General features: G+C 62.5%; 20 protein-coding genes. 9 read left to right on the top strand and 11 right to left on the bottom strand.

The genetic code is table 11. The features are described 5' to 3' along the window. Positions 1–24 precede the first annotated feature (24 nt). Positions 25–3,657 (top strand): transcription-repair coupling factor, encoded by a 3,633-nt coding sequence (gene mfd, locus M1D89_RS16470; protein WP_498645116.1) that lies wholly within the window; start codon positions 25–27, stop codon positions 3,655–3,657. Between the two features lie 4 nt (positions 3,658–3,661). Then, positions 3,662–4,471 carry a metal-dependent hydrolase gene (locus tag M1D89_RS16465; protein ID WP_014921147.1) on the top strand — a complete coding sequence of 270 codons (810 nt, stop codon included), beginning with the start codon at positions 3,662–3,664 and terminating at the stop codon, positions 4,469–4,471. Between the two features lie 12 nt (positions 4,472–4,483). Here M1D89_RS16465 and M1D89_RS16460 read toward each other — a convergent pair whose 3' ends face one another. The 4 genes from M1D89_RS16460 to M1D89_RS16445 all read right to left on the bottom strand — a co-directional run bounded on the left by M1D89_RS16460 (position 4,484) and on the right by M1D89_RS16445 (position 7,606). After that, positions 4,484–5,560 (bottom strand): right-handed parallel beta-helix repeat-containing protein, encoded by a 1,077-nt coding sequence (locus M1D89_RS16460; protein ID WP_498645114.1) that lies wholly within the window; start codon positions 5,558–5,560, stop codon positions 4,484–4,486. A gap of 70 nt (positions 5,561–5,630) precedes the next feature. Beyond that, positions 5,631–5,858, bottom strand: coding sequence for a hypothetical protein (locus M1D89_RS16455; protein WP_402937664.1), 228 nt, complete (start codon positions 5,856–5,858; stop codon positions 5,631–5,633). A 52-nt stretch (positions 5,859–5,910) separates the two neighbouring features. After that, on the bottom strand, positions 5,911–6,603 hold the full coding sequence (gene deoC, locus M1D89_RS16450; protein ID WP_498645112.1) for a deoxyribose-phosphate aldolase: 693 nt from the start codon (positions 6,601–6,603) through the stop codon (positions 5,911–5,913). A 115-nt stretch (positions 6,604–6,718) separates the two neighbouring features. Further along, positions 6,719–7,606, bottom strand: coding sequence for an FAD-dependent oxidoreductase (locus tag M1D89_RS16445; RefSeq protein ID WP_498645110.1), 888 nt, complete (start codon positions 7,604–7,606; stop codon positions 6,719–6,721). Between the two features lie 289 nt (positions 7,607–7,895). Here M1D89_RS16445 and M1D89_RS16440 point away from each other — a divergent pair, with 289 nt between their 5' ends. Continuing rightward, complete coding sequence (locus M1D89_RS16440) at positions 7,896–8,492, top strand: dihydrofolate reductase family protein (protein ID WP_498645108.1); 597 nt, start codon at positions 7,896–7,898, stop codon at positions 8,490–8,492. 44 nt (positions 8,493–8,536) lie between these two features. Here the strand turns inward: M1D89_RS16440 and M1D89_RS16435 are convergent, their stop codons facing one another. Together M1D89_RS16435 and M1D89_RS16430 are read right to left on the bottom strand one after the other, a co-directional pair. Beyond that, positions 8,537–8,914 (bottom strand): ArsR/SmtB family transcription factor, encoded by a 378-nt coding sequence (locus M1D89_RS16435; protein WP_498645106.1) that lies wholly within the window; start codon positions 8,912–8,914, stop codon positions 8,537–8,539. Next, on the bottom strand, positions 8,874–10,160 hold the full coding sequence (locus tag M1D89_RS16430) for an MFS transporter (RefSeq protein ID WP_498645104.1): 1,287 nt from the start codon (positions 10,158–10,160) through the stop codon (positions 8,874–8,876). Before M1D89_RS16430 ends, M1D89_RS16435 begins: the two co-directional genes overlap by 41 nt. A gap of 115 nt (positions 10,161–10,275) precedes the next feature. Here M1D89_RS16430 and M1D89_RS16425 point away from each other — a divergent pair, with 115 nt between their 5' ends. The 3 genes from M1D89_RS16425 to M1D89_RS16415 all read left to right on the top strand — a co-directional run bounded on the left by M1D89_RS16425 (position 10,276) and on the right by M1D89_RS16415 (position 12,195). Further along, positions 10,276–10,857 carry an RNA polymerase sigma factor gene (locus tag M1D89_RS16425; protein WP_498645102.1) on the top strand — a complete coding sequence of 194 codons (582 nt, stop codon included), beginning with the start codon at positions 10,276–10,278 and terminating at the stop codon, positions 10,855–10,857. Beyond that, entirely contained in the window at positions 10,857–11,672 is an 816-nt protein-coding gene (locus tag M1D89_RS16420) for a peptidase M56 family protein (protein ID WP_498645100.1), read from the top strand. Before M1D89_RS16425 ends, M1D89_RS16420 begins: the two co-directional genes overlap by 1 nt. Before the next feature lie 91 nt (positions 11,673–11,763). Further along, positions 11,764–12,195, top strand: coding sequence for a LexA family protein (locus tag M1D89_RS16415; RefSeq protein ID WP_402937649.1), 432 nt, complete (start codon positions 11,764–11,766; stop codon positions 12,193–12,195). Here M1D89_RS16415 and M1D89_RS16410 read toward each other — a convergent pair. After that, positions 12,186–13,208 (bottom strand): LacI family DNA-binding transcriptional regulator, encoded by a 1,023-nt coding sequence (locus M1D89_RS16410; RefSeq protein ID WP_498645098.1) that lies wholly within the window; start codon positions 13,206–13,208, stop codon positions 12,186–12,188. The genes M1D89_RS16415 and M1D89_RS16410 overlap by 10 nt on opposite strands. A 135-nt stretch (positions 13,209–13,343) precedes the next feature. Between M1D89_RS16410 and M1D89_RS16405 the strand changes: the two genes are divergently transcribed. Both M1D89_RS16405 and M1D89_RS16400 read left to right on the top strand, forming a co-directional pair. After that, a complete protein-coding gene (locus tag M1D89_RS16405; protein ID WP_498645096.1) occupies positions 13,344–14,810 on the top strand; it encodes a sugar porter family MFS transporter in 1,467 nt (488 codons plus the stop codon). 174 nt (positions 14,811–14,984) lie between these two features. Then, positions 14,985–16,283 carry a Y-family DNA polymerase gene (locus M1D89_RS16400; RefSeq protein ID WP_498645094.1) on the top strand — a complete coding sequence of 433 codons (1,299 nt, stop codon included), beginning with the start codon at positions 14,985–14,987 and terminating at the stop codon, positions 16,281–16,283. Between the two features lie 13 nt (positions 16,284–16,296). Here M1D89_RS16400 and M1D89_RS16395 read toward each other — a convergent pair whose 3' ends face one another. From M1D89_RS16395 to nirB, 3 genes are read right to left on the bottom strand one after another with little or no spacing between them, the layout of a single operon-like run. After that, entirely contained in the window at positions 16,297–17,454 is a 1,158-nt protein-coding gene (locus tag M1D89_RS16395) for a uroporphyrinogen-III synthase (protein ID WP_498645092.1), read from the bottom strand. 12 nt (positions 17,455–17,466) lie between these two features. Then, the gene (cobA, locus tag M1D89_RS16390; protein WP_498645090.1) at positions 17,467–18,501 is read right to left on the bottom strand and encodes a uroporphyrinogen-III C-methyltransferase; all 1,035 of its coding nucleotides are present in this window, start codon (positions 18,499–18,501) and stop codon (positions 17,467–17,469) included. Between the two features lie 9 nt (positions 18,502–18,510). Then, on the bottom strand, positions 18,511–21,141 hold the full coding sequence (gene nirB / locus M1D89_RS16385) for a nitrite reductase large subunit NirB (protein ID WP_498645088.1): 2,631 nt from the start codon (positions 21,139–21,141) through the stop codon (positions 18,511–18,513). Between the two features lie 281 nt (positions 21,142–21,422). Between nirB and nirD the strand changes: the two genes are divergently transcribed. Next, complete coding sequence (gene nirD, locus M1D89_RS16380) at positions 21,423–21,785, top strand: nitrite reductase small subunit NirD (protein WP_017199318.1); 363 nt, start codon at positions 21,423–21,425, stop codon at positions 21,783–21,785. A gap of 6 nt (positions 21,786–21,791) precedes the next feature. Here nirD and M1D89_RS16375 read toward each other — a convergent pair whose 3' ends face one another. Beyond that, positions 21,792–23,537: a phospho-sugar mutase gene (locus tag M1D89_RS16375; protein WP_498645085.1), complete on the bottom strand. Its 1,746-nt coding sequence runs from the start codon at positions 23,535–23,537 to the stop codon at positions 21,792–21,794. Between the last annotated feature and the right edge of the window lie 35 nt (positions 23,538–23,572).

Genomic DNA, 23,572 nt, shown 5'->3' with positions numbered 1-23,572 from the left:
GGACCCACCCTAGGAGTTTCTGCCATGAGCCTCAACGGTCTGCGCCGCGCACTGGCGGAGGACAAGACTTTTGCGCGCGTTCGTACGGAAGCACAGCGGTCCTTCAGCGACCGGAACGCCGACTACCAAATCAGCGCTCCCACTGGCATGCGTGCCGTGTTGCTCGCCGAAATGGCCGATGCCCTGGCTGACGCCGCTGCCGATGGCGCGGGCGCTCCCGTGGTCCTCGCCGTGACCGCCACCGGCCGGGAAGCAGAGGACCTCACCGCGGCGCTCGCCTCCTATCTCCCCGCGGAGTCCGTGGCCACCTTCCCCAGCTGGGAGACCCTCCCGCATGAGCGGCTTTCGCCCCGCTCCGACACAGTGGGCCGCCGACTCTCCGTCCTTCGCCGCCTGACACACCCTGAAAGCTCGACGGCGGCCCCCTTGCGCGTGGTGGTGGCCCCGGTCCGCGCCGTGGTCCAGCCCATCGTGGCCGGCTTGGGCGACCTCGTTCCGGTGACGCTACAGGTAGGGCAGGAGCGTTCCTTCACCGAAGTTGTCAGGGCCCTGTCCGACGCCGCATACGCCCGCGTGGACATGGTGACCCACCGTGGCGAGTTCGCGGTCCGCGGCGGCATCCTTGACGTCTTCCCACCCACCGAGGACCATCCCGTCCGCGTGGAATTCTTCGGTGACGAAGTGGACCAGATGCGCTGGTTCGCCGTGGCCGACCAGCGCTCGCTGTCCGCACCCGGGATCCACCACCCCACTGAGCTTCATGCCCCGCCGTGCCGGGAAATCCTGATCACCGCTTCAGTGATGTCCCGTGCGGCCAAGCTCAAGGCCGACATGCCTGCCGCGGCCGACATGCTGGAGAAGATCGCTGGCGGCATCGCTGTTGAAGGCATGGAGTCACTGGCTCCCGTGCTGGTGGATGCCATGGTCCCGTTCGTGGACCAGCTCCCGGCCGGCTCGCTTTCCGTGGTCATCGAACCCGAGAAGGTGCGCACCCGCGCGCACGACCTCGCAGCGACCAACGAGGAGTTCCTGGAAGCTGCTTGGTCAACGGCGTCCGACGGCGGTGCGGCGCCCCTTGACCTTTCGTCCCAGGCATCCACGGACTTGCACGCCGCCAGTTTCCGGTCGCTCACCGATACCCGTTCTGCGGCCTTGGAACATGGCGTGTCCTGGTGGTCCATCACCTCCCTCGCCTCGGATGAGGACCTGGTCCTGGACATCGATGTCCTCAACATGCGGGCACGCGAACCTCGTGGCTACCAGGGTGACGTGGCCGAAATGCTGGAGTTCATCGGCTCCCGCGTCCGCGAGCAGTGGCGTGTGGTGGTGGTAACCGACGGTCCGGGACCCGCCCAGCGCCTGGCCGAACTGTTCCATGACGCGGACATTCCTTGTTCCCGCGTGGAGTCCCTGGATAAGGAGCCCCAGCCGGGCATCATCGAGGTGACCACTGCCGCCGTCGGACGCGGTTTTGTCCTGGACGGCCTCAAACTTGGCTTGCTGACTGAAGCCGATTTGCTGGGCCGTGCAACAGCGAGCTCCACCAAGGACATGCGGCGCATGCCGTCCAAGCGCCGCAACGCCGTAGACCCGTTGCAGCTGCACGCCGGCGATTTTGTGGTGCACGAACAACACGGTATCGGTCGGTTCGTGGAGCTGATCCAGCGCAAGGTAACGGGAACGTCGTCGTCCGATGCCGGGCTGCGCGAGTATTTGGTGCTGGAGTACGCGCCGTCCAAGCGTGGTGCGCCTGGGGACCGGCTCTTCGTACCAACCGACCAACTGGACCAGGTGACCCGCTACGTGGGCGGAGATGCCCCGGCGCTGAGCAAGATGGGCGGCGCGGACTGGGCCAGCACCAAGTCCAAAGCACGCAAGGCTGTCAAAGAAATCGCGGGTGAGCTGATCCGGTTGTATTCCGCCCGCATGGCCTCCCGGGGCCACGCTTTCGCGCCCGACACCCCGTGGCAGCGTGAGCTTGAGGAAGCGTTCCCCTATGTGGAGACGCCGGATCAGTTGACCACCATCAACGAGGTCAAAGCGGACATGGAGCGGGAGATCCCCATGGACCGGCTGGTTTCCGGGGACGTGGGCTACGGCAAAACCGAAATCGCCGTCCGCGCTGCCTTCAAGGCCGTCCAGGACGGCAAACAGGTGGCGGTCCTGGTTCCCACCACGCTGCTTGCGCAGCAGCACTACGAAACGTTCACCGAGCGCTTCTCCGGCTTTCCCCTGCGGGTGAAGCCGCTGTCCCGGTTCCAAAGCGGCAAGGAAGCCAAGGAGACGGCTGAAGGCGTTAAGAGCGGAGCCGTGGACGTGGTGATCGGTACGCACCGGCTGCTGTCCAAGGACTTCGAGTTCAAAGACCTTGGCCTGGTAATTGTTGACGAGGAACAGCGCTTCGGCGTAGAGCACAAGGAAGCGCTCAAGAAGATGCGCACCAACGTGGATGTGCTGGCCATGAGTGCCACGCCGATTCCGCGAACCCTGGAGATGTCGCTGACGGGCATCCGCGAAACGTCCACCTTGGCGACGCCGCCGGAGGAACGCCACCCTGTGCTGACCTACGTGGGTCCGTACACGAACAAGCAGACATCCGCCGCGATCCGCCGCGAACTCATGCGCGAGGGACAGGTGTTCTTTGTACATAACCGCGTCTCGTCCATTGAACGTATCGCCGCGCAGATCCGGGAGCTGGTCCCCGAAGCCAGGGTTGAAGTAGCCCACGGGCAAATGTCCGAAAGCCGCCTTGAGAAGATCATCGTGGACTTCTGGGAGAAGCGTTTCGACGTCCTTGTCTGCACCACTATCATCGAGACCGGTCTGGACATCTCCAACGCCAACACCCTGATTGTGGACGGGGCCGATAAGTATGGCCTTTCGCAGCTCCACCAGCTCCGCGGGCGTGTTGGCCGTGGCCGGGAGCGTGCCTACGCCTACTTCCTGTACCCCTCAGAGAAACCCCTTGGCGAGGTGGCGTTGGAGCGGCTCAAGGCCGTGGCAGCCCACAACGAGCTTGGCGCCGGCATGCAGCTGGCCATGAAGGACCTGGAAATCCGTGGCGCCGGCAACCTGCTGGGCGGCGAGCAATCCGGCCATATCCAAGGCGTCGGCTTCGACCTCTACATCCGTCTGGTGGGCGAGGCTGTTGCCGAGTACCGCGGCGAGGCCGAGGAGAAGGCCGCCGAAATGAAGATCGAACTGCCAGTCAACGCCCACCTGCCACACGACTACGTGCCCGGCGAACGATTGCGCCTGGAAGCGTACCGGAAGCTGGCTTCCGCGATCACCTACGAGGCGATCGATGAGGTCCTGGCCGAACTCGTGGACCGTTACGGCGAGCCGCCGCTGCCTGCCCAGAACCTTATTGCAGTGGCCCGCTTCCGGGTGGGTGCCCGCGAAGCCGGCCTGTCCGACGTCGCACTCCAAGGCAACTTCATCCGCTTCTCGCCGGCGCAACTGCCCGAGTCCAAAACCATGCGCCTGAACCGCATGTATCCGGGTTCGCAGGTGAAGCCTGCCCTGGATGCGGTGCTGATTCCCAAGCCCAAGACAGCCAGGATCGGTGGACGGGATCTGCAGGACGCCGAGATCCTGCAATGGGCCAATAACGTCATTGAAGCGATTTTCGCTGAAGTACCTGTAAAGGCTGGCTAACTGCATGATGGGAGGACATCACGCCGCGTCTGGAGCCGCGGCGTGGATTGCTATTGCCTCGACCGGCCCGTACGCCTTGGGTTGGTATCCCTTGGATTCCACTGGAATCCTGATCGGCGCCATGGCGACGGCGGGAACTGCTTTGGTAGTCGATTGGGACCACCGCCACAGCACCATCGCGAATTCGCTGCCGCCGCTGTCCAATGTGATTGCAGTGGGAATCGAAAAAGCCAGCGGAGGTCACCGCCAAGGGACACACTCGCTGTTGGGGGCTTCCGCGTTTGTGGTGCTCGCAGCAATGGCGGCCCAGTTCCAGATGGTGACGCCGGTAGGCAAGCTCTCCATTGGAGCCGGGCTGCTGTGCATGTTCATGATCAACCTGGCAGCCAAGGCGTTGAACCTGTTTCCAAAATCGGGCTGGATTACCAACTGGCTGTTCGCTTTGGTGATGGCCGGCCTGGTGACGTGGTTTGCGCCGGACCAATGGGGTTGGCTGCCGCTGTCCATGCTTACCGGGGTGGTAGTGCACATCGTGGGGGACATGATTACGGTCGGCGGGGTGCCGCTTCTATGGCCCATCGTCATCAAACCACCCAAATTTCTCCGCAAATCCATGATCCGGGGAATCTGGCGGCCCAATGGGGCTTTCTCCATCCCGTTGTTGGGGCGGGCCGGTTCCCGACGTGAATGGCTGGTCCTGATCCCCGTCAGCGGCTACGCCATGGTGGGAATGGGGGCCGCTGCCTGGACGTTGGCACAACAGCATTGGCCGGGCGTGTTGGCGGCCTTGGGCGGAGTAGTGCAACTGCCCTGATGGGAGTCTTGGTCAGCAGTTCGTGCCGTTGTTGGCCACAACGTTTCCGGGTGCGTCCTCGAGCATGATGGTGCCGGCCTGGCACGTGCCGTTGTCGGTCACAACGATGTTTTCCAGCTCACCGTGGAAATTGAGCCACGGGCCTTGAAGGTTGAAAAATTCGTTGTTCGTGACCGCTACATCGTGAACCGCCGCGGTGCCGCCGTCGTAGTATCCGGTTTTGACGCCATCGGGGGAACCCCAAAAGCGGTTGCCATCCACAGTGATGTTGTAGATTTCATGCTCACCAACGGCCAGCTGCAATCCCGAACCGTGGGATCCGCCGCGCACGTCATTGTTTCTGTAGGTCACGTCATGAACCGACCCGCCGAGGGCTTGGGCCACGAGACCGTCGTCTCCGTCATCTCCCTGACGCTGGTCAACGGTGTTGCCCTCCACCAACCCTCCGTGGGAGTCAGTGATGTGGATGCCGTCCAATTGATCGTATCGGCCGCTGCTGGTCACCAATGTGTGGTTATCACGGATGCAGAAATTGTTGCTGGCGACCACGGCGATGGAGTACGTGTAAGGATTCCGGGTGCTGACACCCTCCACCAGGGCGTTGCTGGAGTGGCGGACATCCACCAGGTACTCATGCAGGCGTCCTGGAAGGTTCCCATCCAACTCTTCACCGTTTTGGTCCGCTGTGAGCTGCGAAATGGTGACGTTTTGTGCGCCGTTGGTGGTGATCAGGGGATGGCCGCCGAAAGGCCCCTCGAATTCAAGAAAGTCCGGGCCTGCTTTCAGGACGGTAGTTGGCCCGGCTCCCTTGAGGGAAACATTGCTCTTGATCACCAAGGGACGTTCCAGGGTGAAGACGCCCTCGGGTAACTGCACAATCGCTCCACCACTTTTGGAGGCGCTATCGATGGCCAGTTGCAGGGATTTGGAGGTGTCCTCGGGGTCGACGTATCCCTCCACCACCCATTCTTTGACGCTGACGGCCTTGCTTCCCAACACATCGCAGGACGCTGGTTCCATGCGGTCCGGTGCATCCGGCCGGCTGAGGGCACTTGCTGGACCGCAGCCCGTGAGAAGGAGTGTGGTCACCAGGGAAACGCCCAACAAAAAGGAATGGCCCAGGCGGGGGCCCGGGCCATTCCGCGTCATTATGCGGGTTCTAGCTTTCGCCGGCGGAGTCGGAGCGGCCAAGAATGGTCTGCGGTATCCAGAACGCGAGGGCGAACAGCCCGAGGCAGACGGCCATCGGCCACGGGTTATCCAGGCTGAGGAAAGAAAGCGAGTAGATGGCGCCCAGGAAGAGCACGATCATGACAAGGAACAGCACAATGCTGGTGCCCAGGCTGTTCTCTTTTTCAATGGGGGCGCTTGTGGCGTTCTTGGACATTCATTCCTCCTCGCCCCGCAGGGCTCAAAAATCTCTGACGGCAGCGGAAGCCTTAGTAGGCGGATGAACCCTGTTCACCCTTGACAATGGCAATTCCGGAGCTCGCTCCGATACGTGTTGCACCAGCAGCAATCATAGCCTGTGCATCGGCGAGGGAGCGCACGCCCCCTGAGGCCTTCACCCCCAGCTCCGGTCCCACGGTCTGGCGCATCAAGGCAACGTCTTCAACGGTGGCACCGCCGCCATTGAATCCGGTGGACGTCTTGACGAAGTCCGCCCCGGCTTCCACGGCCGCTTCGCAGGCAATGACCTTCTGCTCATCGGTCAGCATGGAGGTCTCGATGATGACCTTCAGGATGGCCTCCCCGGCGTGGACTACCTCGGATACGGCCCTGATGTCGTCCACCAGTGCGCCCTTGTCGTTGGCGCGGGCGGAGGCCATGTTGATCACCATGTCGATTTCATCCGCGCCGTCCAGCACCGCTCCGCGGGCCTCGAAAGCCTTGACGTCGCTGGGGGTGGCGCCCAGGGGGAAGCCGATGACCGAGCACGTGAGCACGCCCGAACCTTTGAGGGCTTTGGTGACGGTCTTGACCCAGACAGGGTTAACGCACACCGACTTGAACTTGTACTCGACTGCCTCAGTGCACACCTTGAGGACATCAGCCTCGCTGGCCTCCGGCTTCAGCAGTGTGTGGTCAATGTAGGAGGCAATATTTGCTGGCGCGACGGCTTCGTTGCTCATGGGATCCTTCCGTGCAGGGCGTGGCCGGCCCGGTGGCCGCAGGGTTGTCACTGCCCGTCAAAGGACCATCTTGCCACATGCGCAGAGGGCCCACCGGGCCGCCGCCAGCGGGGTGTCAGGCGGCGATCAACGCCTGCTGACCGTCTTTGCCCGCACTCAGGAGCAGGCCTGAGGCGCACAGCATCGCGGAGGACTCGGCGGAGAGAAGCAAGCCCAGTCGAAGTCCATCGCAGGAGGCGGCATCGCCAATCGCCCAGATGCCCGGTACGGACGTGGCGAGGTCGCGACCTACTGAAATGCCGCCGTCGTGAGCGGTTGTGAGACCGGCGCTTTCGGCGAGGTCGTTACGGGCAGTGCGCTCTTCGGCCAGCACCACCAGGTCGCCTTTCATGCTGCTGCCGTCTTCGAAGAGGATGCCGGTGGCCGGCAGCATGGAACCCTGCGCACCCGTGCCGGTGGTGGCGGAAGGTACGACGGCGGTAGGGCGGAGGGTTGTGCGGACGGGGCGGACTCCGCGGGCACGCAGCACAGCCTCGGCTTGCCCCGCCGCGGGCCCGTTCCCGACGAGTATTCCCAATGGACGGCGGCCCACCAGGCGGGTGACGTCCTTGACCGCTTCGCCGATGTTCGCGGCGTCGTCGATGGTGGAGTAGCTCAGGCTGGATTCCGCGCCTGCCACCGGCGGAAGGGCCGGAGCCGAGCCGGTTGCAATGACCAACTGGTCGTAGGAAAACTCCATGCCATCCACGGTGGTGACGATCCTTGCATCGGCGTCAATGAAGCTGGCAGCCTGCCCGAAGCGGACCGAAACCTGGGGAAGTTCAGCGAGTTCCAACAGGGCGTCCGGGCACTCGTCGCGGTTGCTGAGCACAGTGATGGTTCCGTGGAAAGCGCGCTGCCGGGAGTCGGGCTCTCCGGCAAGTCGCCGCACCAGAGCCTGGGCCGCAGGACCGGCGCCTGCGATGACGATGTGGAGGGAAGGTGCGGACGGGATGGCGGACATGTTTGGCCCTTTCGCTCATGTGACCTGCTGTTGATCATCAGCGTAGGGGGCCGGTTTTTCGCGGGTGTTTCGCCGCTGTTGCCATCTTTGGCCGATCCGTAGCGTGGTGTTTACCGGCCGGTAATAACGTGGATCACATACGGCTCCGCTCGGGGCGCGGCCTGATTCGTTTCCTGTTCTCAGATGCAGGCTCATGGATCAACGGGCAGGTGCTGCACAGCAACGGTGGTTTCAAGGTGGGTTGATACAACCGCTGACCCTTGTGGGGCCGTGGTGGCATGATGGGCGCATGAGCCAAGTCACGTGCGATCTGACTGTTTCCCTCGATGGATTTGTTGCCGGCCCCAACCAGCGCGTGGAGGAGCCGTTGGGCGACGGCGGAGAGCTCCTGCATAGATGGATGTTCGACGAACCGGAGGCGAATGCGCCCGAGATCGAAGGGATTCTCGCAGCCGGTGCCTTCATCATGGGACGCAACATGTTCGCAGGGCCCGGACCCGAGGCGTGGGACACGGAATGGCGGGGTTGGTGGGGCGAGGAACCGCCGTATCACGCACCGGTTTTCGTCCTCACCCACCATCGCCGTGAGCCGTTGGAGATGGAAGGCGGGACGACGTTCACCTTCGTCACAGACGGCATTGAATCGGCGCTGGCGCAGGCCCGCGAAGCTGCCGGTGACAAAGATGTAGCCATTGCCGGGGGAGCCCAGACCGCCCGCCAGTATCTTTCAGCCGGGCTCATGGACGAATTGCGGCTGCACATTTCACCCATGGTCCTTGGTGGTGGCGAGCGATTGCTCGACGGCGTCGGGGACCTGAAGCTTGAACAGGCAGAAGTGCGCGCGACTGGCCTGGTGACGCATGTTCGGTATCGGGTGGTCCGCTAGTCTCGTTCTTCTTTGGCGGAGTCGGGGGACTCAGCCGTGAGGACCTAGCCGTGGGTGGGTTCGCCGGTGAGCCGATGATCGGCGTGGTTGATGGTTTCCTGTATCAGGCGGAGAAGGTGTCCGTCGTGGAGCGAATAGATGACGTGTCTCCCGTCTTTCCGGGTGTCCACCAGGCCGCTCAACCGAAGCTTGGCAAGATGCTGACTGACCACCGTGCGCGGGACCGTTGCTTCCCCCACAAGTTCTGTGACAGTTTTTGGTCCCTGGGCGAGCTGCCACAGCAAGTGCAGGCGTGTCGGTTCGGCCAGCATCCGTAGTGTGCCCGCGGCACTCTCAAGGAGCTCCGGTCCCGGGACGACCGGGTGGAACAGTGAAGGCTGTTCAGGAGCGTCGTGGGACTGGTTGCTTGGTTGGCTGCTCAACGCTGTACTCCCTCGCAACGGATGCTTCGGCGCCCGTGCCGGATTGCCGGGGCCAGAACAGGAAAGCTCCTGCACTGCCTAGTATCGCAAGAATTGTCAGTGCCAACGCAGCCCAACCCAGACCAGCGGCGGCGCCAAGCCAGCCGGCCAACGGGTAGGCGAGGAGGTAGCAGGCATGCGAGAGGGAAAACTGGGCGGTGAACACGTAGGGCCTGGTGGCCTCGGTGGAGGCGTCCCGCAGAAGTCTGGAAGATGGCGTGAGGATCGCGGAATTGCCGGAGCCCAGCAGGAACCACAACCCCAACAACCACCACCAGCCACCGTTCGGTGAAGCCATGGACGTAACCGCCGTGGTCACTGCCAGGGCCGCGGAAATCACTGCGGCGCCGGTGAACATTACGGCTGCATCGCCAAACCTCTGAAGTGCACGCGGTGCCAAGATGGCCACCGTCATCGATCCAATCCCGAAGCTGGCCAAAGCAAGGGCCAAATCGGTCTCGGGTCGATGCAAGACTTCGCGAACGTAAAGAACAGAGTTAACCAACACCAGGGCTGTCGGAGCGGCGACCACCACGTTGAGCGCAAGCAGGGACCGTAGCCTGCGGTTGCTCCAGAAAATGCGCGTACCAAGGCTGGTCCGGTGCCAAAGAGTTCCGGTAGTTCCAGTGGCAGAGGCTGTGGGAGGGAACGCAGTGATGGCCACCATGCCGGCAGAAAACAGGAATCCGAACACAGTGCCCAGGAAGAGATTGCTGTAACTGACCACTGTGAGCAACAGCGCCGCGATGGCGGGGCTGACGAGGGCCTCCATGTCATAGGCCAGCCGGGATAGGGACAATGCCCGGGTGTAGTCCCGGTCCTTCTTGAGCACTTCGGGAATCAGGGATTGGAACGTTGGTGTGAAGGTGGCGGAGGCTGACTGCAGCAGGAAGACCACAGCATAGATTTGCCACTCTTCAGTGATGAACGGCAGGCACAAAGCCATCAATGCCCTGATGAGGTCCGCTCCAATCAGCACTGGCTTTTTGGGAAGCCGTGCTACAAGGGCGTTCACCACCGGGGCGAAGCCTACGTACGCCAGCATCTTGATGGTTAGGGCAGTTGCCATCACTGCGCCTGCGTTGCTTTCGGCAAGATCAAACGCCATCAGGCCCAAGGCCACCGTCAGGAGGCCGGTTCCGATCAGTGCCACGACCTGTGCTGCAAAGAGCCGACGGTACGTGACGTCTTTCAGCACGGACAACATGAAGTACTCCTTCGCCCCTTAGGTGCATATGTGCGTGTATGTGCACTTAATAGAGTAGCTCAAAGCGGGTTTGGACGTTGTGAAACCTTTTGGCCGTTCCCGGACAATACAGGGCATGGGGAACGATGAAACCGGCGATGCCGGGCTATGGGAGAAGAGCCTCCAAGGCGACGGCTCCGCGTTCGGTTTGCTGTTCGATCGCCACCGGGACAGGGTTTTCCGTCATGCGTACCGACTGGCCGGGAAACAGCAGGATGCTGAGGACGTCATGTCTACGGCGTTCCTTGAATTATGGCGTTGCCGGCGGAAAGTGCGACTCGTCGAAGGATGCGTTCTTCCATGGCTGCTGGTGACGACGACGAACGTTGCCCGGAATAGCAGTAGAGCCGCCCACCGGTACCGCAGGCTCCTCGATTCCCTCCCGCGCGGAGAGGGGGTGGTCAACCCTGCGGACCATGTGTTTCTCCAAGGCGAGTTGGATCTTGATGCAGCCCGGGCCTTGTCCACCTTGAACAACCTGGACCTGCAGCTGGTCAGCCTGGTCGTTTTCGAGGGATACACCATCGCCGCAGCCGCGGCCACCCTGGAGCTGACACCCGAGGCAGCGAAGTCCCGCATGCACAGGGCGCGACTGCGAATGAAGACGGCATTCAACGGGATGGCCCAGGCTGCGCCCGCCTTGGGAGGAGAACAGTGATGAACCAGCTTCAACCAGATGAAGTGTTGAGCCAGGCCCTCCGCGCCGAACTTGTCTCACGGGTCCAGAAAGCGTCACCTGCACGCAAACGTAAAAGCGCCCGACTATGGCTGGGTACAGGCACTTTGGCGGGCCTCGGGCTTGTAGGTGGCGTGGGCGCGGCTGCCGCCGGATACTTCGTGATGCCCGGTAGCCAGAACGTCACGCCCTTGTCCGCGCCCGTAACCGGGACATACGTCGGGACGGCCACCATCGAACTCGGTGAGCCACCTGTTGGCACCACCGGAATAGAAATGGAACTCACCTGCCTGACGCCCGGATTTCTGAAGATCGGTGAAGCGGGAGGCGGGGTGGATTGCGGCAGTACCGATCTGCTCTCAGGTCCATATACGACGCGCGGTATCAACGCTTTGCTGCCCGGCCAGGGCAGCCTCACCATCAGCACCGGCTCAATCACTCGCTGGCAGATCACGGTGAAGTATGTGAACCAGGAAACGATGGACTGGGGTGTCAACCAGGACGGTAAGTCCTATGGCATGGAAAACGAGAAGGGGGCGCCGGACCTGATTGCCGTGATAGCAACCAACGGCGCCCGCGGCTACGTCTACAGGACTGATGAAGAGGAGGCCACCGGGACCGCCGCGATGAGGACTTTCAGAAGCCCTGCGGACGCCTTGGCTTGGCAGGAGGCTCGCGGTAATAGAGCTGTGGCGATTCCTGTCTACGACGTGAGCGGGAAAGAGGTGAATGGGGAATTTGTCATCGGCGGTGGTGACGGGCATATGGTCGAGGTGCCGAACGACGTTCCTCGGTGAGGCCTCACCAATAAACCGAACATAACGGACCCAATGTCTGTCACTCGCTGTACACTCTAGTATCGAACATATATTCGAATAAAGGTGTGTTGTGGGCGTGATAGTCGGCCCCCGCGTGATAGATGCGGGCTTTTCCCTGATGTCAGTACTGCTGGCGCCTATCCCGGTGGCGGCGGGCTATCCGTCGCCCGCGCAGGACTATTTTGATGGTCGGATCGATCTCAACGAGCACCTGATCAAGGATGTCACCAGCACTTTCGTAGTGAGGGTGACCGGTGAGTCCATGGAGGGGGCCGGTATCAGTGACGGCGACGAGTTGATCGTCAACCGGGCGCTCGAGCCCAAGGACGGGTCCGTCGTCGTGGCTGTCCTCGATGGCGAGCTGACCATCAAAAGGCTACGGGTCACGCCCGCGGGAGTAGTGCTGCAGGCCGACAATCCCAAGTACCCGGACATACGCGTCCCTGCAATGTCGGAGTTGACCATTTGGGGTGTCGCCACCACGTGCCTGCATCACATTTGACTGTTTCCCACCGGCGGGGCTGTCGAGTTTCGCACTACGAGCCGCGGTGCGAGGCGCCTGTCTGCCGCGGGCCCATCGGGATTGCTGAGGCGTTCCAGGGCAACGGTTCCCGCAATCCGCCCGAGTTCAACAGCGTGGAGGTCAACGGATGTGAGGTCGATGCCGTGAAGTCCGGAGGTCCTCGAGTTGTCGTATCCCACCAGGGAAAGCTCGGACGGCAACGAAAGGCCGTTCGCGTACGCAGCCTCGCGGGCGCCCAGCGCGAGCTGGTCGTTGTGAGTGAATATTGCCGTTGGCCGGTCAGTCATGCCGAGCAATTTGGCGGCCGCCCGCTGTCCGGCGTCCTGCGTAAAGTCATCGGCCTCGAGCAATAGTGGCTTCAGTCCGGCGTCGCGCATGGTTTGTGCGTAACTCTGCCTGCGGACCGTATGGCCGTCGTAGACGGGACCTGCCAGGTGCGCGATTCTCGTGTGACCTAGCCCGATGAGGTGTTCCGTGGCTGCGCGGGCGCCCGCGGCATCGTCTGAATAGACGCTGTCCACGCCATCCACGGGACGCGTCACACTGACCAGTGGAACGATCTTGGCCAATTCATGGACGCGTTCGTCGGGATCCAGCAGGGTGGCGGCAATGATTATCCCCACTCGCGCCTCAATCAGTGATTCCAGCGCGCCGTGGTCCTCACCGTCAACGGACCGGGAGACACTCAGAATGAGCCTGTTGCCGTCCTGGGGCAGTGCCATGCGGACGCCGCTGAGGATGTCAGCGTAGACCTCATTGCGGATGTCCAAGAGATGGAGCCCGACGGCGGACCGATGCTTTCGTGCGAGATCGGCAGCTACTGCGTTGGGTCGGTAGCCCAGACGCTTTGCAGCATCGAAGATCGCCTGTTTGGTTTCCTCGCTGACTCCCGGCGCGCCGCGGAAGGCAAAAGACACGAGGGTTCGGGAGACGCCGACTTCCTTGGCGACGTCGCTTTGGGTGGCCGAACGATGGCGGTTGCCGATAACCATGTCCTCATCCTCCCATGACGGAAATTCACGAACTCAGACATTTGTTAGTTTGACCTTACATTTAAGCCTTTCGCGCGTTAGTCTGTATTCAGAGCGGGGGAATATGACCCGCACCACACTGACAAAGGAGTCTTGATGTCTGCCACTCAAACCCAGCGGGGAGCCACCGATGGCGCCTCACTCCCTCCGCTGACGAATGGACCGCACAGAAAGCGCCTCGGCCTCGTTGCCTTGGTGGCTACCTTCGGTGGTCTTCTCTTCGGCTACGACACCGGCGTCATCAACGGTGCCCTGAGGCCTATGACCGTGGACCTTGCATTGACGCCGCTTACGGAAGGAATCGTCACCAGCTCCCTGTTGTTCGGAGCGGCTGCCGGAGCAGTTGGCGGTGGACGCCTGTCGGATGGTTGGGGTCGCCGCAAGACGATCATCCTGCTGGCCGTCCTGTTCTTTGTCGGGACGCTTGCCTGCGTCTTCGCACCGAGCTTCGAAGTCATGGTGCTGGGGCGGGTCATCCTCGGTTTGGCCGTCGGCGGCGCCTCTACCGTGGTCCCGGTGTTCCTTGCCGAGCTGGCGCCGTATGAAATCCGCGGCTCCCTTGCGGGGCGGAACGAACTCATGATCGTCATCGGGCAGCTCGCGGCTTTCGTGGTCAACGCCATCATCGGCAATGTCTGGGGTGAATTCGGGGGAGTCTGGCGCATTATGCTTGCGGTCGCAGCCCTGCCCGCCATAGCGCTGTTCTTCGGTATGCTGCGCATGCCTGAGTCGCCGCGTTGGCTCATTTCCAAGGGGCGCTCGCAAGAAGCGCTGGAAGTGCTGAAGACCATTCGATCCGTGGAGCGGGCCGAGGCTGAAATGGCCGATGTGAAGCACCTGGCCGATGAGGAGCGGGCTTCCAAAGCAACCTCTTGGGGAGCACTCAAGGACAAATGGATCCTGCGCATAGTGCTGGTAGGTATCGGCTTGGGCGTGGCTCAGCAGCTAACCGGCATCAACTCGATCATGTATTACGGCCAGTCCGTGCTGGTTGAAGCCGGATTCGACTCGAGTGGGGCCCTCCTGGCCAACATTGCCCCCGGTGTCATCGCCGTTGTCGGTGGCGTTATTGCGTTGACGCTCATGCAGCGGATTAATCGACGCACCACTTTGCTCCTTGGATTTACGCTGACCACTGTCTGCCACTTCCTCATTGGATTCGCCTCGATCGTCCTGCCCGTCGGCAATGCCGCACGCCCCTTCGTCATCTTGTTCCTGGTGGTTGCGTTTGTAGGATCCATGCAGACATTCCTCAACATCGCCGTGTGGGTGATGCTGTCCGAAATCTTCCCGCTGCATGTTCGCGGCTTCGCGATCGGCTTGTCGGTGTTCTGCCTCTGGATCGCGAATGCTCTCCTCGGCCTCTTCTTCCCCACTCTGGTGGCGGGCGTCGGAATTACGGGGACGTTCTTCCTCTTCGGGATTGTTGGAATCCTGGCCCTCATCTTCATCTACACGCAGGTTCCCGAAACCCGTGGACGCACACTGGAGGCACTCGAAGAAGATGTGACCACGGGGGCGATCTACCTGGTGCACAAGAAGGAACCGGCAGGGATTTCCTAGATCTCAGTACTAGCCGCATCCCGCTAGGCCGGACTTTTCCACAGTCTGGCCTAGCGGGATGTTTTCTTGTCAGGGGCTGGCGGTACAGTGAAGGTACTCGAACATATATTCGAATGCACGGCGTGTCCCGCACTCGGACGCGGCTACGCCTGCTAGTGCGAGCAAGGGAGTGGAATGTCCAAGCCAGCGCTCATGCATCGGATGCAGGAGATCGCCCACGTGGATATCAACTGCTTCTATGCGTCAGCGGAACGAGCCTTCAACCCTGCGTTGGAGGGCAAACCGCTGATCGTCCTGTCCAACAACGACGGCTGCGCCGTGACCAGGTCGCCGGAGGCCAAAAGGCTGGGGATCGGGCTCGGGGAGCCTTGGTTCAAGCTTGCTCCACGCGCCCAGGAGTGGGGACTCATTGCACTCTCAAGCAACTATGAACTGTACGGAGACATCAGCTCGCGTGTAATGGAGCTCCTTGCTCGGTACTCAGCATGGCAGGAGGTGTACTCCATTGATGAAGCGTTCCTCGGAGTCAAAGGGCAACCCGACGATCTGCTGGAGTTGGGGCGCACCATCAAAGCTGCCTGCCAACGGCACGTGGGGGTTCCCGTTTGCGTAGGAATCGCGCGCACCAAGACGCTTGCCAAGCTGGCCAACAAGTGGGCAAAGCACAACGCGGCCTTCAACGGTGTGTGCCGGTGGGACTCCATCCCGGAACCCCAACGCGAAGCACTCATGGCGCGTCTCTCCGTGATCGAAATCTGGGGCGTTGCCACCAGGCTCACGAAACGCCTGAATGCCATGGGGATCTTCTCCATCCTGGACCTGGTCCGTGCCGACCCCGTGGCGTTGCGGGACAAGTTCTCCATCGTCATGATGCGGACTGTGCTGGAACTGCAAGGCACGCCCTGCATCCCCATGGAGGAGGAGCGGATGGGACGGGATCAACTGATCTTCTCCCGGTCCTTCTCCACACCAATCACGTCAGTGGAGGAGCTGCGGCAGGTACTGAGCGTCTACGGTCAGATGGCCAGCGCCAGGCTGGCCAAGCATGATCTGCAAGCCAAGCTGCTGACTGCTTTTGCCGCAACATCGGTCTACAACCCCAACGACAAATCGTTCCCCACTGTCAACGTCAAGCTGCCCATGCCCACCTCGGATCCGGTGTTGCTGACCAAGGCCGCACACGCGCTGGTTCCAAAAATGCAGGAAGGCGTGAGGTACGCCAAAGCCGGAATCATGGTCACTGACCTCCGACCCAGCGGCAACCAGAAACCGCTGGAAATCTTCGAGAACCGGCATGAGGAACGGGGCATAGGCCCCTTGCTGGAGCAGGTCAGCAAGCGGTATGGCCGCGGCTCCATCGGTTTGGGCCATGCGGGCATCAAAGGCGGCCCGGACTGGTCCATGAAACGCGATATGCTCAGCCCCCGCTACACCACCAACTGGGACGAGCTTCCCTTGGTGAAGGCGGCCTAGCGTGTCGGGGAGCCTAAGCCCGCAGCCGGTAGCCGCGCTTCACTACGGTTTCCACAAGTTTGCCATCAGGAAGGGAAGACCTGAGCCTGCTGACCGTCATGTCCAATGCGTGTACGGAACCGCGGAGGTCCAACAGGTCAGAGAGAGCCTCCCTGGACAGGACAGCCCCGCCCGCGCCGAGCAGCGCTCGCAGCAGCAGGAGGGGAGCGGGTGCAAGGTCCACCACCTCACCGTTGATCCGCAAGCAGCGTCCACGCAGCTCGATGGTGGCGCTCTTGGTTTCCAAACGCCGCACGTGGTTAAGCGAAAGATGTTCGGTGACCAGCCTGATGAGCGCACCCATGCGGTAGCGATCCGGGATCAACGGGGTGAGCCCGGCGTCGACAAGCGGTTGAGCGGTGACCGGACCGACGGCCGCAACAGTTACCGGGCCCTTGAGAGCTTCGATGAGTTGGCGGTAGAGGCCCATTTCGTGGGCGGTGCTCCACATCGCGTCCACGGCCGGGGCACTGGTAAAGGTCAGGACGTCGAGGTTTCCGCTGACTACGGCTTCGATCAGCCGCGGCAGTTTGTCTTCGCCGTCGGGCTTCACCCAACGGTACGGAGTCACCGTCAAGACAATAGCTCCGGACATACGGAGCCGTTCCAGCTGGCGGACATCCGTGTAGCCGTGCAGCTGGACGGCAACGGTCTTTCCGCGTACGCCCTCGGCCAGGAGCATGTCCACCAGCGTGGCGGTGGTTTCGTCACTGCTGATTCCGACGTCGGCAAGGCCGGCCGCCCGAACGGCGCCGCGGGCTTTGGGACCGCGGACGAACATGCGGCAGGCGGACAGCGTGTCCAGGAGTTGCTCGCCGATTCCAAAGGAATCAGCGGCCTCACACCACCGGCGCATGCCGTAGGCGGTGGTGGCGATGCAGATGTCCGGCTTGGCCTCGATGATGGTGCGGGTGTCCTCGATGAGGACCATGTCCTCCTGCACAGGGGCGATCTTCAAGGCGGGGGCGTGCAACACGCTCGCACCGCGGCGCTCCAGTGCCTCAATGAGGTCGCGGGAGCGGCGGTGCGAGGTGACGCCGATTCGGAACCCATCCAATGGCGCTTCTACGGCTTCGGCCACTTCCGGCGCGGCAGTAGCGTCCTGGACTTCGATGGCACGTGCAACAGTCATGTGTTCTTACCTTCAGGCTTCAAGGAGCGAAGCCGCGAGTCGGCTCAGTTCAGCGGATGCTTCGGCATGATTACGGTTGGCTTCAGCAACCCGGACCACCTCGCCGATGACCAACACGGCCGGGTTGCTGCAGCCGGTAGCTGCCGTTTCGATGGTACCGAGGTCAGCGATGGTGGTGCGCTGTCCCGGGCGGTACCCACGTTCCACCACGGCCATTGGCATGTCCGAATTCATCCCCGCTCGGCGGAGGCCGGCCGCCAGCTGGGGCAGCGTGCCGATGCCCATGAGGACCACGATAGTCCCGCCAAGTCCGGCAAGGTGGGTGTGTTCCTTCTCGGTCAACGGGGCATGGCCGGATACCACGGTGAACATGTGGCTGACCTCGCGGTGCGTCACCGGGATTCCGGCTGCAGCCGGAACGGAGATGGCACTGGTGACACCGGAGATGACCTTCACCGGGACACCGGCAGCAACACACGCAGCCACTTCTTCACCGCCGCGGCCGAACACGTATGGATCGCCGCCCTTAAGTCGGACCACATTCTTGCCCAGCAGCGCAGCCTCCACCATCAACTTCTCGATGTCCCTCTGAGTCACCTTGTGAAGCCCGGGCTGCTTTCCAACGTCCACGAGCTCAGCCGAGGTCAGATCGGCCAGTTCCTGGTAGGGAGCAAGCCGATCGTAAAACACCACATCGGCATCGCGCAGGGCGTCCACAGCACCCACGGTAAGCAGGTCCAGGGCTCCCGGGCCTCCACCCACCAGCGTCACATGGCCTTCGGCACCGGGTGCAGGTTCAAAAGCAACGGGAATCCCGGCGGCGCGGCAGCGTTCCACCAGCGGCAGCCAGCCGGACTCGCCGTCGTCCACTACCGCCACCAGGAACGGGCGCTCGGGAAGTTGACCGTCGCCCGGCACGCCTTCCGGGGTGCTGAGCCGGTACACGTTGGCCCCGGCGCTCTGGTAGCGGCGGACCGCTTGGCGGGCGGACTTTTCAGATCCCGTGACAAGGACATCGCGGCCCGTGAGATCAATGGTGAGCTGCATGGTGAACCCCTAGTTTTCTGCGCCGACGGTTTCGCTGCGGACCGGGATAGTGGAAGCGATGAGTACGCCGCCCTTTTCCTCGTTGGTGGCCGGACGGATCTGGCCGCGCTCCGGAACAAAGGAAATGGACTCGTCCTTCTGGTCGGGAGCGTTGACGAACGAACGGAAACGGCGGAGGCGCTCCGGGTCCTTCAGCGTCTCGGCCCATTCGTCCTCGTAGGTGTCGATGTGCTTGGCCATGGCGGCTTCGAGCTCTTCGGCGATGCCCAAGGAGTCGTTGACCACTACTTCCTCTACGTGCTTGATGCCGCCGTCGAGCTCTTCCTGCCAGCGTGCGGTGCGCTGGAGGCGGTCAGCAGTGCGGATGTAGTACATGAGGTAACGGTCGATGTACTTCAGCAGGGTTTCGTCGTCCAGGTCCTTGGCCAGCAGCTGGGCGTGCGCCGGAGTGGCGCCACCGTTACCGCCTACGTAGAGGTTCCAACCGTCGGCCGTGGCGATCACTCCAACGTCCTTGCCGCGGGCCTCGGCGCACTCGCGGGCGCAACCGGAGACACCCATTTTCAGTTTGTGCGGGCTTCGGAGGCCGCGGTAGCGCAGCTCCAACGCGATGGCCATGGCCACCGAATCCTGCACACCGAAACGGCACCACGTGGAACCAACGCAGGACTTCACCGTGCGAAGGCTCTTGCCGTAGGCCTGTCCGGATTCGAAACCGGCGTCCACCAGTTCCTTCCAGATGTCCGGCAGTTGCTCCAGCCGGGCACCGAACATATCGATGCGCTGTCCGCCGGTGATCTTCGTATAGAGGTTGTACTTCTCAGCTACGGCCGCGATGACGCCGAGACCCTTGGGTGTGATCTCGCCGCCCGCGATACGTGGGACCACCGAATAGGTGCCGTCCTTCTGCATGTTCGCCAAGGCGCGGTCGTTGGTGTCCTGCAGCGAACCACGCCCCGCATCCAGAACGTAAGCAGAGTGCTGGCTGGCCAGGATGGAAGCAATGGTGGGCTTGCAGATATCGCAACCCGCGCCGGTGCCGTATTTGGCCATGATGTCTTCGAAGGAAGTGAGCTCAAGGACGCGGATGGCATCGAAGAGTTCCTGCCGGGAAAGGCTGATGTGCTCGCACAGTGCCTTGGAGACCTCAATGCCGGACTTCTTCAGTTCGCCTTCAAGGAGCTTCTTGAGCATGGGAACGCACGAACCACACTGGGTGCCGGCCCTGGTGCAGCCCTTCAGCTCGCCGAGCTCCTGCACCGGGGAGTTGCCCTCGCAGGCACCGCAGCCGTTGATGGTGTCACGGATAGTTCCGGCGGCTACGTTGTTGCAGGAGCACAGGATGGCATCGTCGGGAAGCTCGGTTTCAGGAGCCTCGCCACCGCCGGCCGCGCTCAGGTAGGCGCCCGGTTCGGCGGACAGCTCGCGGCCCAGAAGCGGGCGGAGGCTCATGTACGGGGAAGCGTCGCCAACGAAGATGCCTCCCAGGAGGGTCTTGGCATCATCAGTGGTGACAATTTTCTGGTAAACGCCCCGAGCGGGGTCGGCGTAGACGATTTCCAGGGAGTGCTCGGTTCGGGCAAACGCGTCGCCGAAGCTGGCCACGTCAACGCCGGACAACTTCAGCTTGGTGGCAGTGTCAAAGCCCGGGAACGTTGCTTCTCCACCGTGCAGGCGGTCGGCAACAATCTCGGCCATGGTGTTGGCAGGAGCAACAAGTCCAAGGCACATGCCCTCGAAGTTGGCCACTTCGCCGATGGCCCAGATGCCCTCCACTTCCGTGGCGCAGAAATCATTGATGACAACGCCGCCGCGCTGGCCCAGGCTAAACAGCTGCTCTTCGCCTTCTGCCGCGCGGAAGAGGTCGTCCCGGGGCTTGACGCCGATAGCCACGATCACGAGGTCGGCATCGATGGTGCGGCCGTCAGCCATCAGGACGCCGGTGACGTTGCCGTCGTCGTCCGTGACTACCTCGGAGGGGAAGACGCCGCCGTGGACTTCGAAGCCCTTGGCCTCAATCAGGCGGCCGAGGGCCTGGCCGGCACCCTCATCCAGCTGGGTGTTCATCAGCCATGGTGCGCCGTTGATGACGATCGGTGTGGCGCCCAGCTGTTCTGTACCGGCAGCGGACTCAAGTCCAAGCAAGCCACCACCAATGGTGACCGCGTTGACTTTGCGGCCGAGCTTCCCGCGCAGCTCGGCGATTGCCTTGTTAATGGCCCAGACGTCCTCGAGCGTGCGGTAAACGTGGGTGTGCTCGGAACCCGGGATGGGGAGTCGGGCCGCGTCGGAACCCGAAGCCACCACCAGGTGGTCGTATTCGTACTTGTTGCCGGCGGCGGTGAGGACGCTCTTGGCAACGGAGTCGATCTTGACGGCGCGTTCGCCGGTGATCAACGTCAGGGCTTCGTGGTCCCACATGGACGCATCACCCAGGGTGAGGTCCACATCGGTTTCCGTGAGGGCCTTGCTCAGCGCAACGCGGTCGTAGGGGAGGTGTGCCTCTTCGGTCAGCACCGTAACCTGCCAACCTTCAAGTCCGCGATTGAACATGGCATCGGCGAAACGGTGGGCAGCGGGGCCGCCGCCGACGACGACGATGCGGCGCGGGTTCTCTGTACTTGAAGTGTGTCCGGTCACTGGTGGGCCTTTCGCAGATGTTGCAGACGGATCTCCGCAACTTGTGGTTCCAGCCTAGGGACGGGCAGTTTCGCTTCAGTTTCCCTTTTGTTTCGTGATCTTAACTTCTGCATCACGAACGCATTTCGTGAGGTGTGAGGTCTCTTTTACGCGTTCGACACAAACACGGACACCCGATGAAACACCCGGGTCCTAGCTTGGAGTAGTGGCCGCAAGTGTGGCCCGGTCCGGGGGAGTGACGGTGGAAAAGCCAGCACCCGGACACAGTGAGAGGGGCTGAAATGACCGTAATTCTGGACCGTGCCGAGGACCTGACCACAACCGCCACATGGCACCGTGTTTGCCCGGTGGACGAACTCGAACTGGCTTGGGGCGAGGCTGCACTGATCGCCGGCCGTCAGGTTGCGCTGTTCCGCACAGCGCCCACCGAGGTCTTCGCCGTGGCACAGCAGGACCCGGCTACGCTCGCCAACGTTATGGCCCGCGGAATCATTGGATCCCGCGGAAGCCGGCCGACCATCGCGTCGCCGCTGCACAAAGAGGTCTACGACCTCGAAACCGGTGAATGCTTCACCAACCCGGAACTCAAGCTCGACGCGTTTGCCACCCGTTTGGTGGATGGCTTCATCGAGGTTGAACTCTAAAGAGTCCTAGAGGCCCAAGGCTTCGCGGACGTCCCTGAGGACATCGTCCAGGGACGTCCGCGCTGCCTGGCGTGCCGCTGGAAGTTCGGCCGCGGATTCCACGGCCTGGATGACCTCCAAGTAGCACTTGAGCTTGGGCTCGGTGCCACTGGGACGGATGATGACGCGGCTCTGGTCCCGGGTCAGGTACAGCAGGCCGTCTGTGGGAGGCAGGGCTTCGCTTCCTTCCGCAAGATCGGTTGAAACCTCGACGGCGGAGCCTCCGAACGCTTCGGGCGGGTTGACCCGCAGACGGTTCATCATGGCATCGAGCAGTCCCAAATCGGCCACCCGGATACTGAGTTGGTCGCTCGCGTGCAGTCCGTGCACCAGATACAGGTCGTCCAGGGTGTCAAAGATCGTTTTGCCTTCAGCCTTGGCCGTTGCGGCGAGTTCCGCGATCAGCACAGCCGCTGAAATGCCGTCCTTGTCGCGCACCAAGTCAGGCGCCACACAGTACCCCAGTGCTTCCTCGTACCCGTAGGTAAGGCCGGGAACCCGCGAAATCCATTTGAAGCCTGTGAGCGTTTCCTCGTGGACGTAACCCGCTGCACCAGCGATGCGTGAGAGCAGCCGGGAGGACACGATCGAGTTGGCGAAGACTCCGGTCTGCGGCTCGTCCCCGGCGCCGGCAGCCATACGGGCCACCACGTGAGCACCCAGCAGCGCCCCCACCTCGTCACCGCGAAGCATCCGCCAGGCTCCTGTGGCGGGATCCAGTGCGGCAACCGCTGCCCGATCGGCGTCGGGGTCGTTGGCCAAAACGATGTCCGCAGCCGAGTCCGCAGCTGCGGCAAGGGCCAGGTCCAGTGCTCCTGGCTCCTCCGGATTGGGGAAAGCGACGGTGGGGAAGTCCGGATCCGGCTCGGCCTGTTCGGCCACGACCGTGACATCAGCGAAACCGGCGGCATTCAGGACGGCGACGGCCGTTTCACCGCCGACACCGTGCATGGGCGTTAGGACGATCTTGAGGTCCCGTGCCGGGAAGTGTTTTCTGTCCACCAGTCCCGCCATGGCGGCTTCATATTCTGCGGCGATGGACGTTGGCAGCACAGTCCAGCCGTTCTCTGCCAGTTCAATCGAGTCGAGCGCCTCCACGGCCTCAATCTTCGCGGCGATCTCAGCGTCGTACGGCGCCACGATCTGAGAACCGCGCCCGCTGTCAGATACTGCATGGCGCCCGAGGTAGACCTTGTATCCGTTGTCCTGTGGCGGGTTGTGGCTCGCTGTGACCATGACACCGCCGTCGCAATCCAGTGACCTGACCGCGTAGGCGAGCAACGGCGTCGGAAGCGCTGCCGGCATCAGGAAGGTCTCAATGCCTGCTGCCGTAAAGATTGCAGCGGTTTCCTGCGCGAAGATGTCCGAGTTGTAGCGGGCGTCGAAGCCGACGACGGCGCGCGGCCGGGTTCCCGGCGCAGCTGCGGCTACCGCTTCCGTGAGGAAGGCCGCCAGGCCTGCAGCTGCCCGACGGACAACAACGCGGTTCATTCGGTTGGGGCCCGGGCCGAGCGCTGCGCGGAGGCCGGCTGTGCCGAATTGCAGGGTGCCGTTAAAGCTGTCGCCCAGTTCCTGGGCTGCTCCCGCATCACCACCGCTGGCGAGCTCGGCCAACTCAAGGAGAGCAGCCGACGTCGCCGGGTCGGGGTCTTGGGAAGCCCATTGGCGGGCGTCGGTGAGCAGCTGTTCAAATGCGGCATCGCTGGATGTCATAGGGACAAAACTATCCTCAATGCGTCCCTCCCGGG

This window comes from Arthrobacter sp. D3-18, from assembly GCF_054408525.1.
Note: the sequence above shows the minus strand (reverse complement) of the source record. Positions and strands in the feature narration are given on the sequence as shown.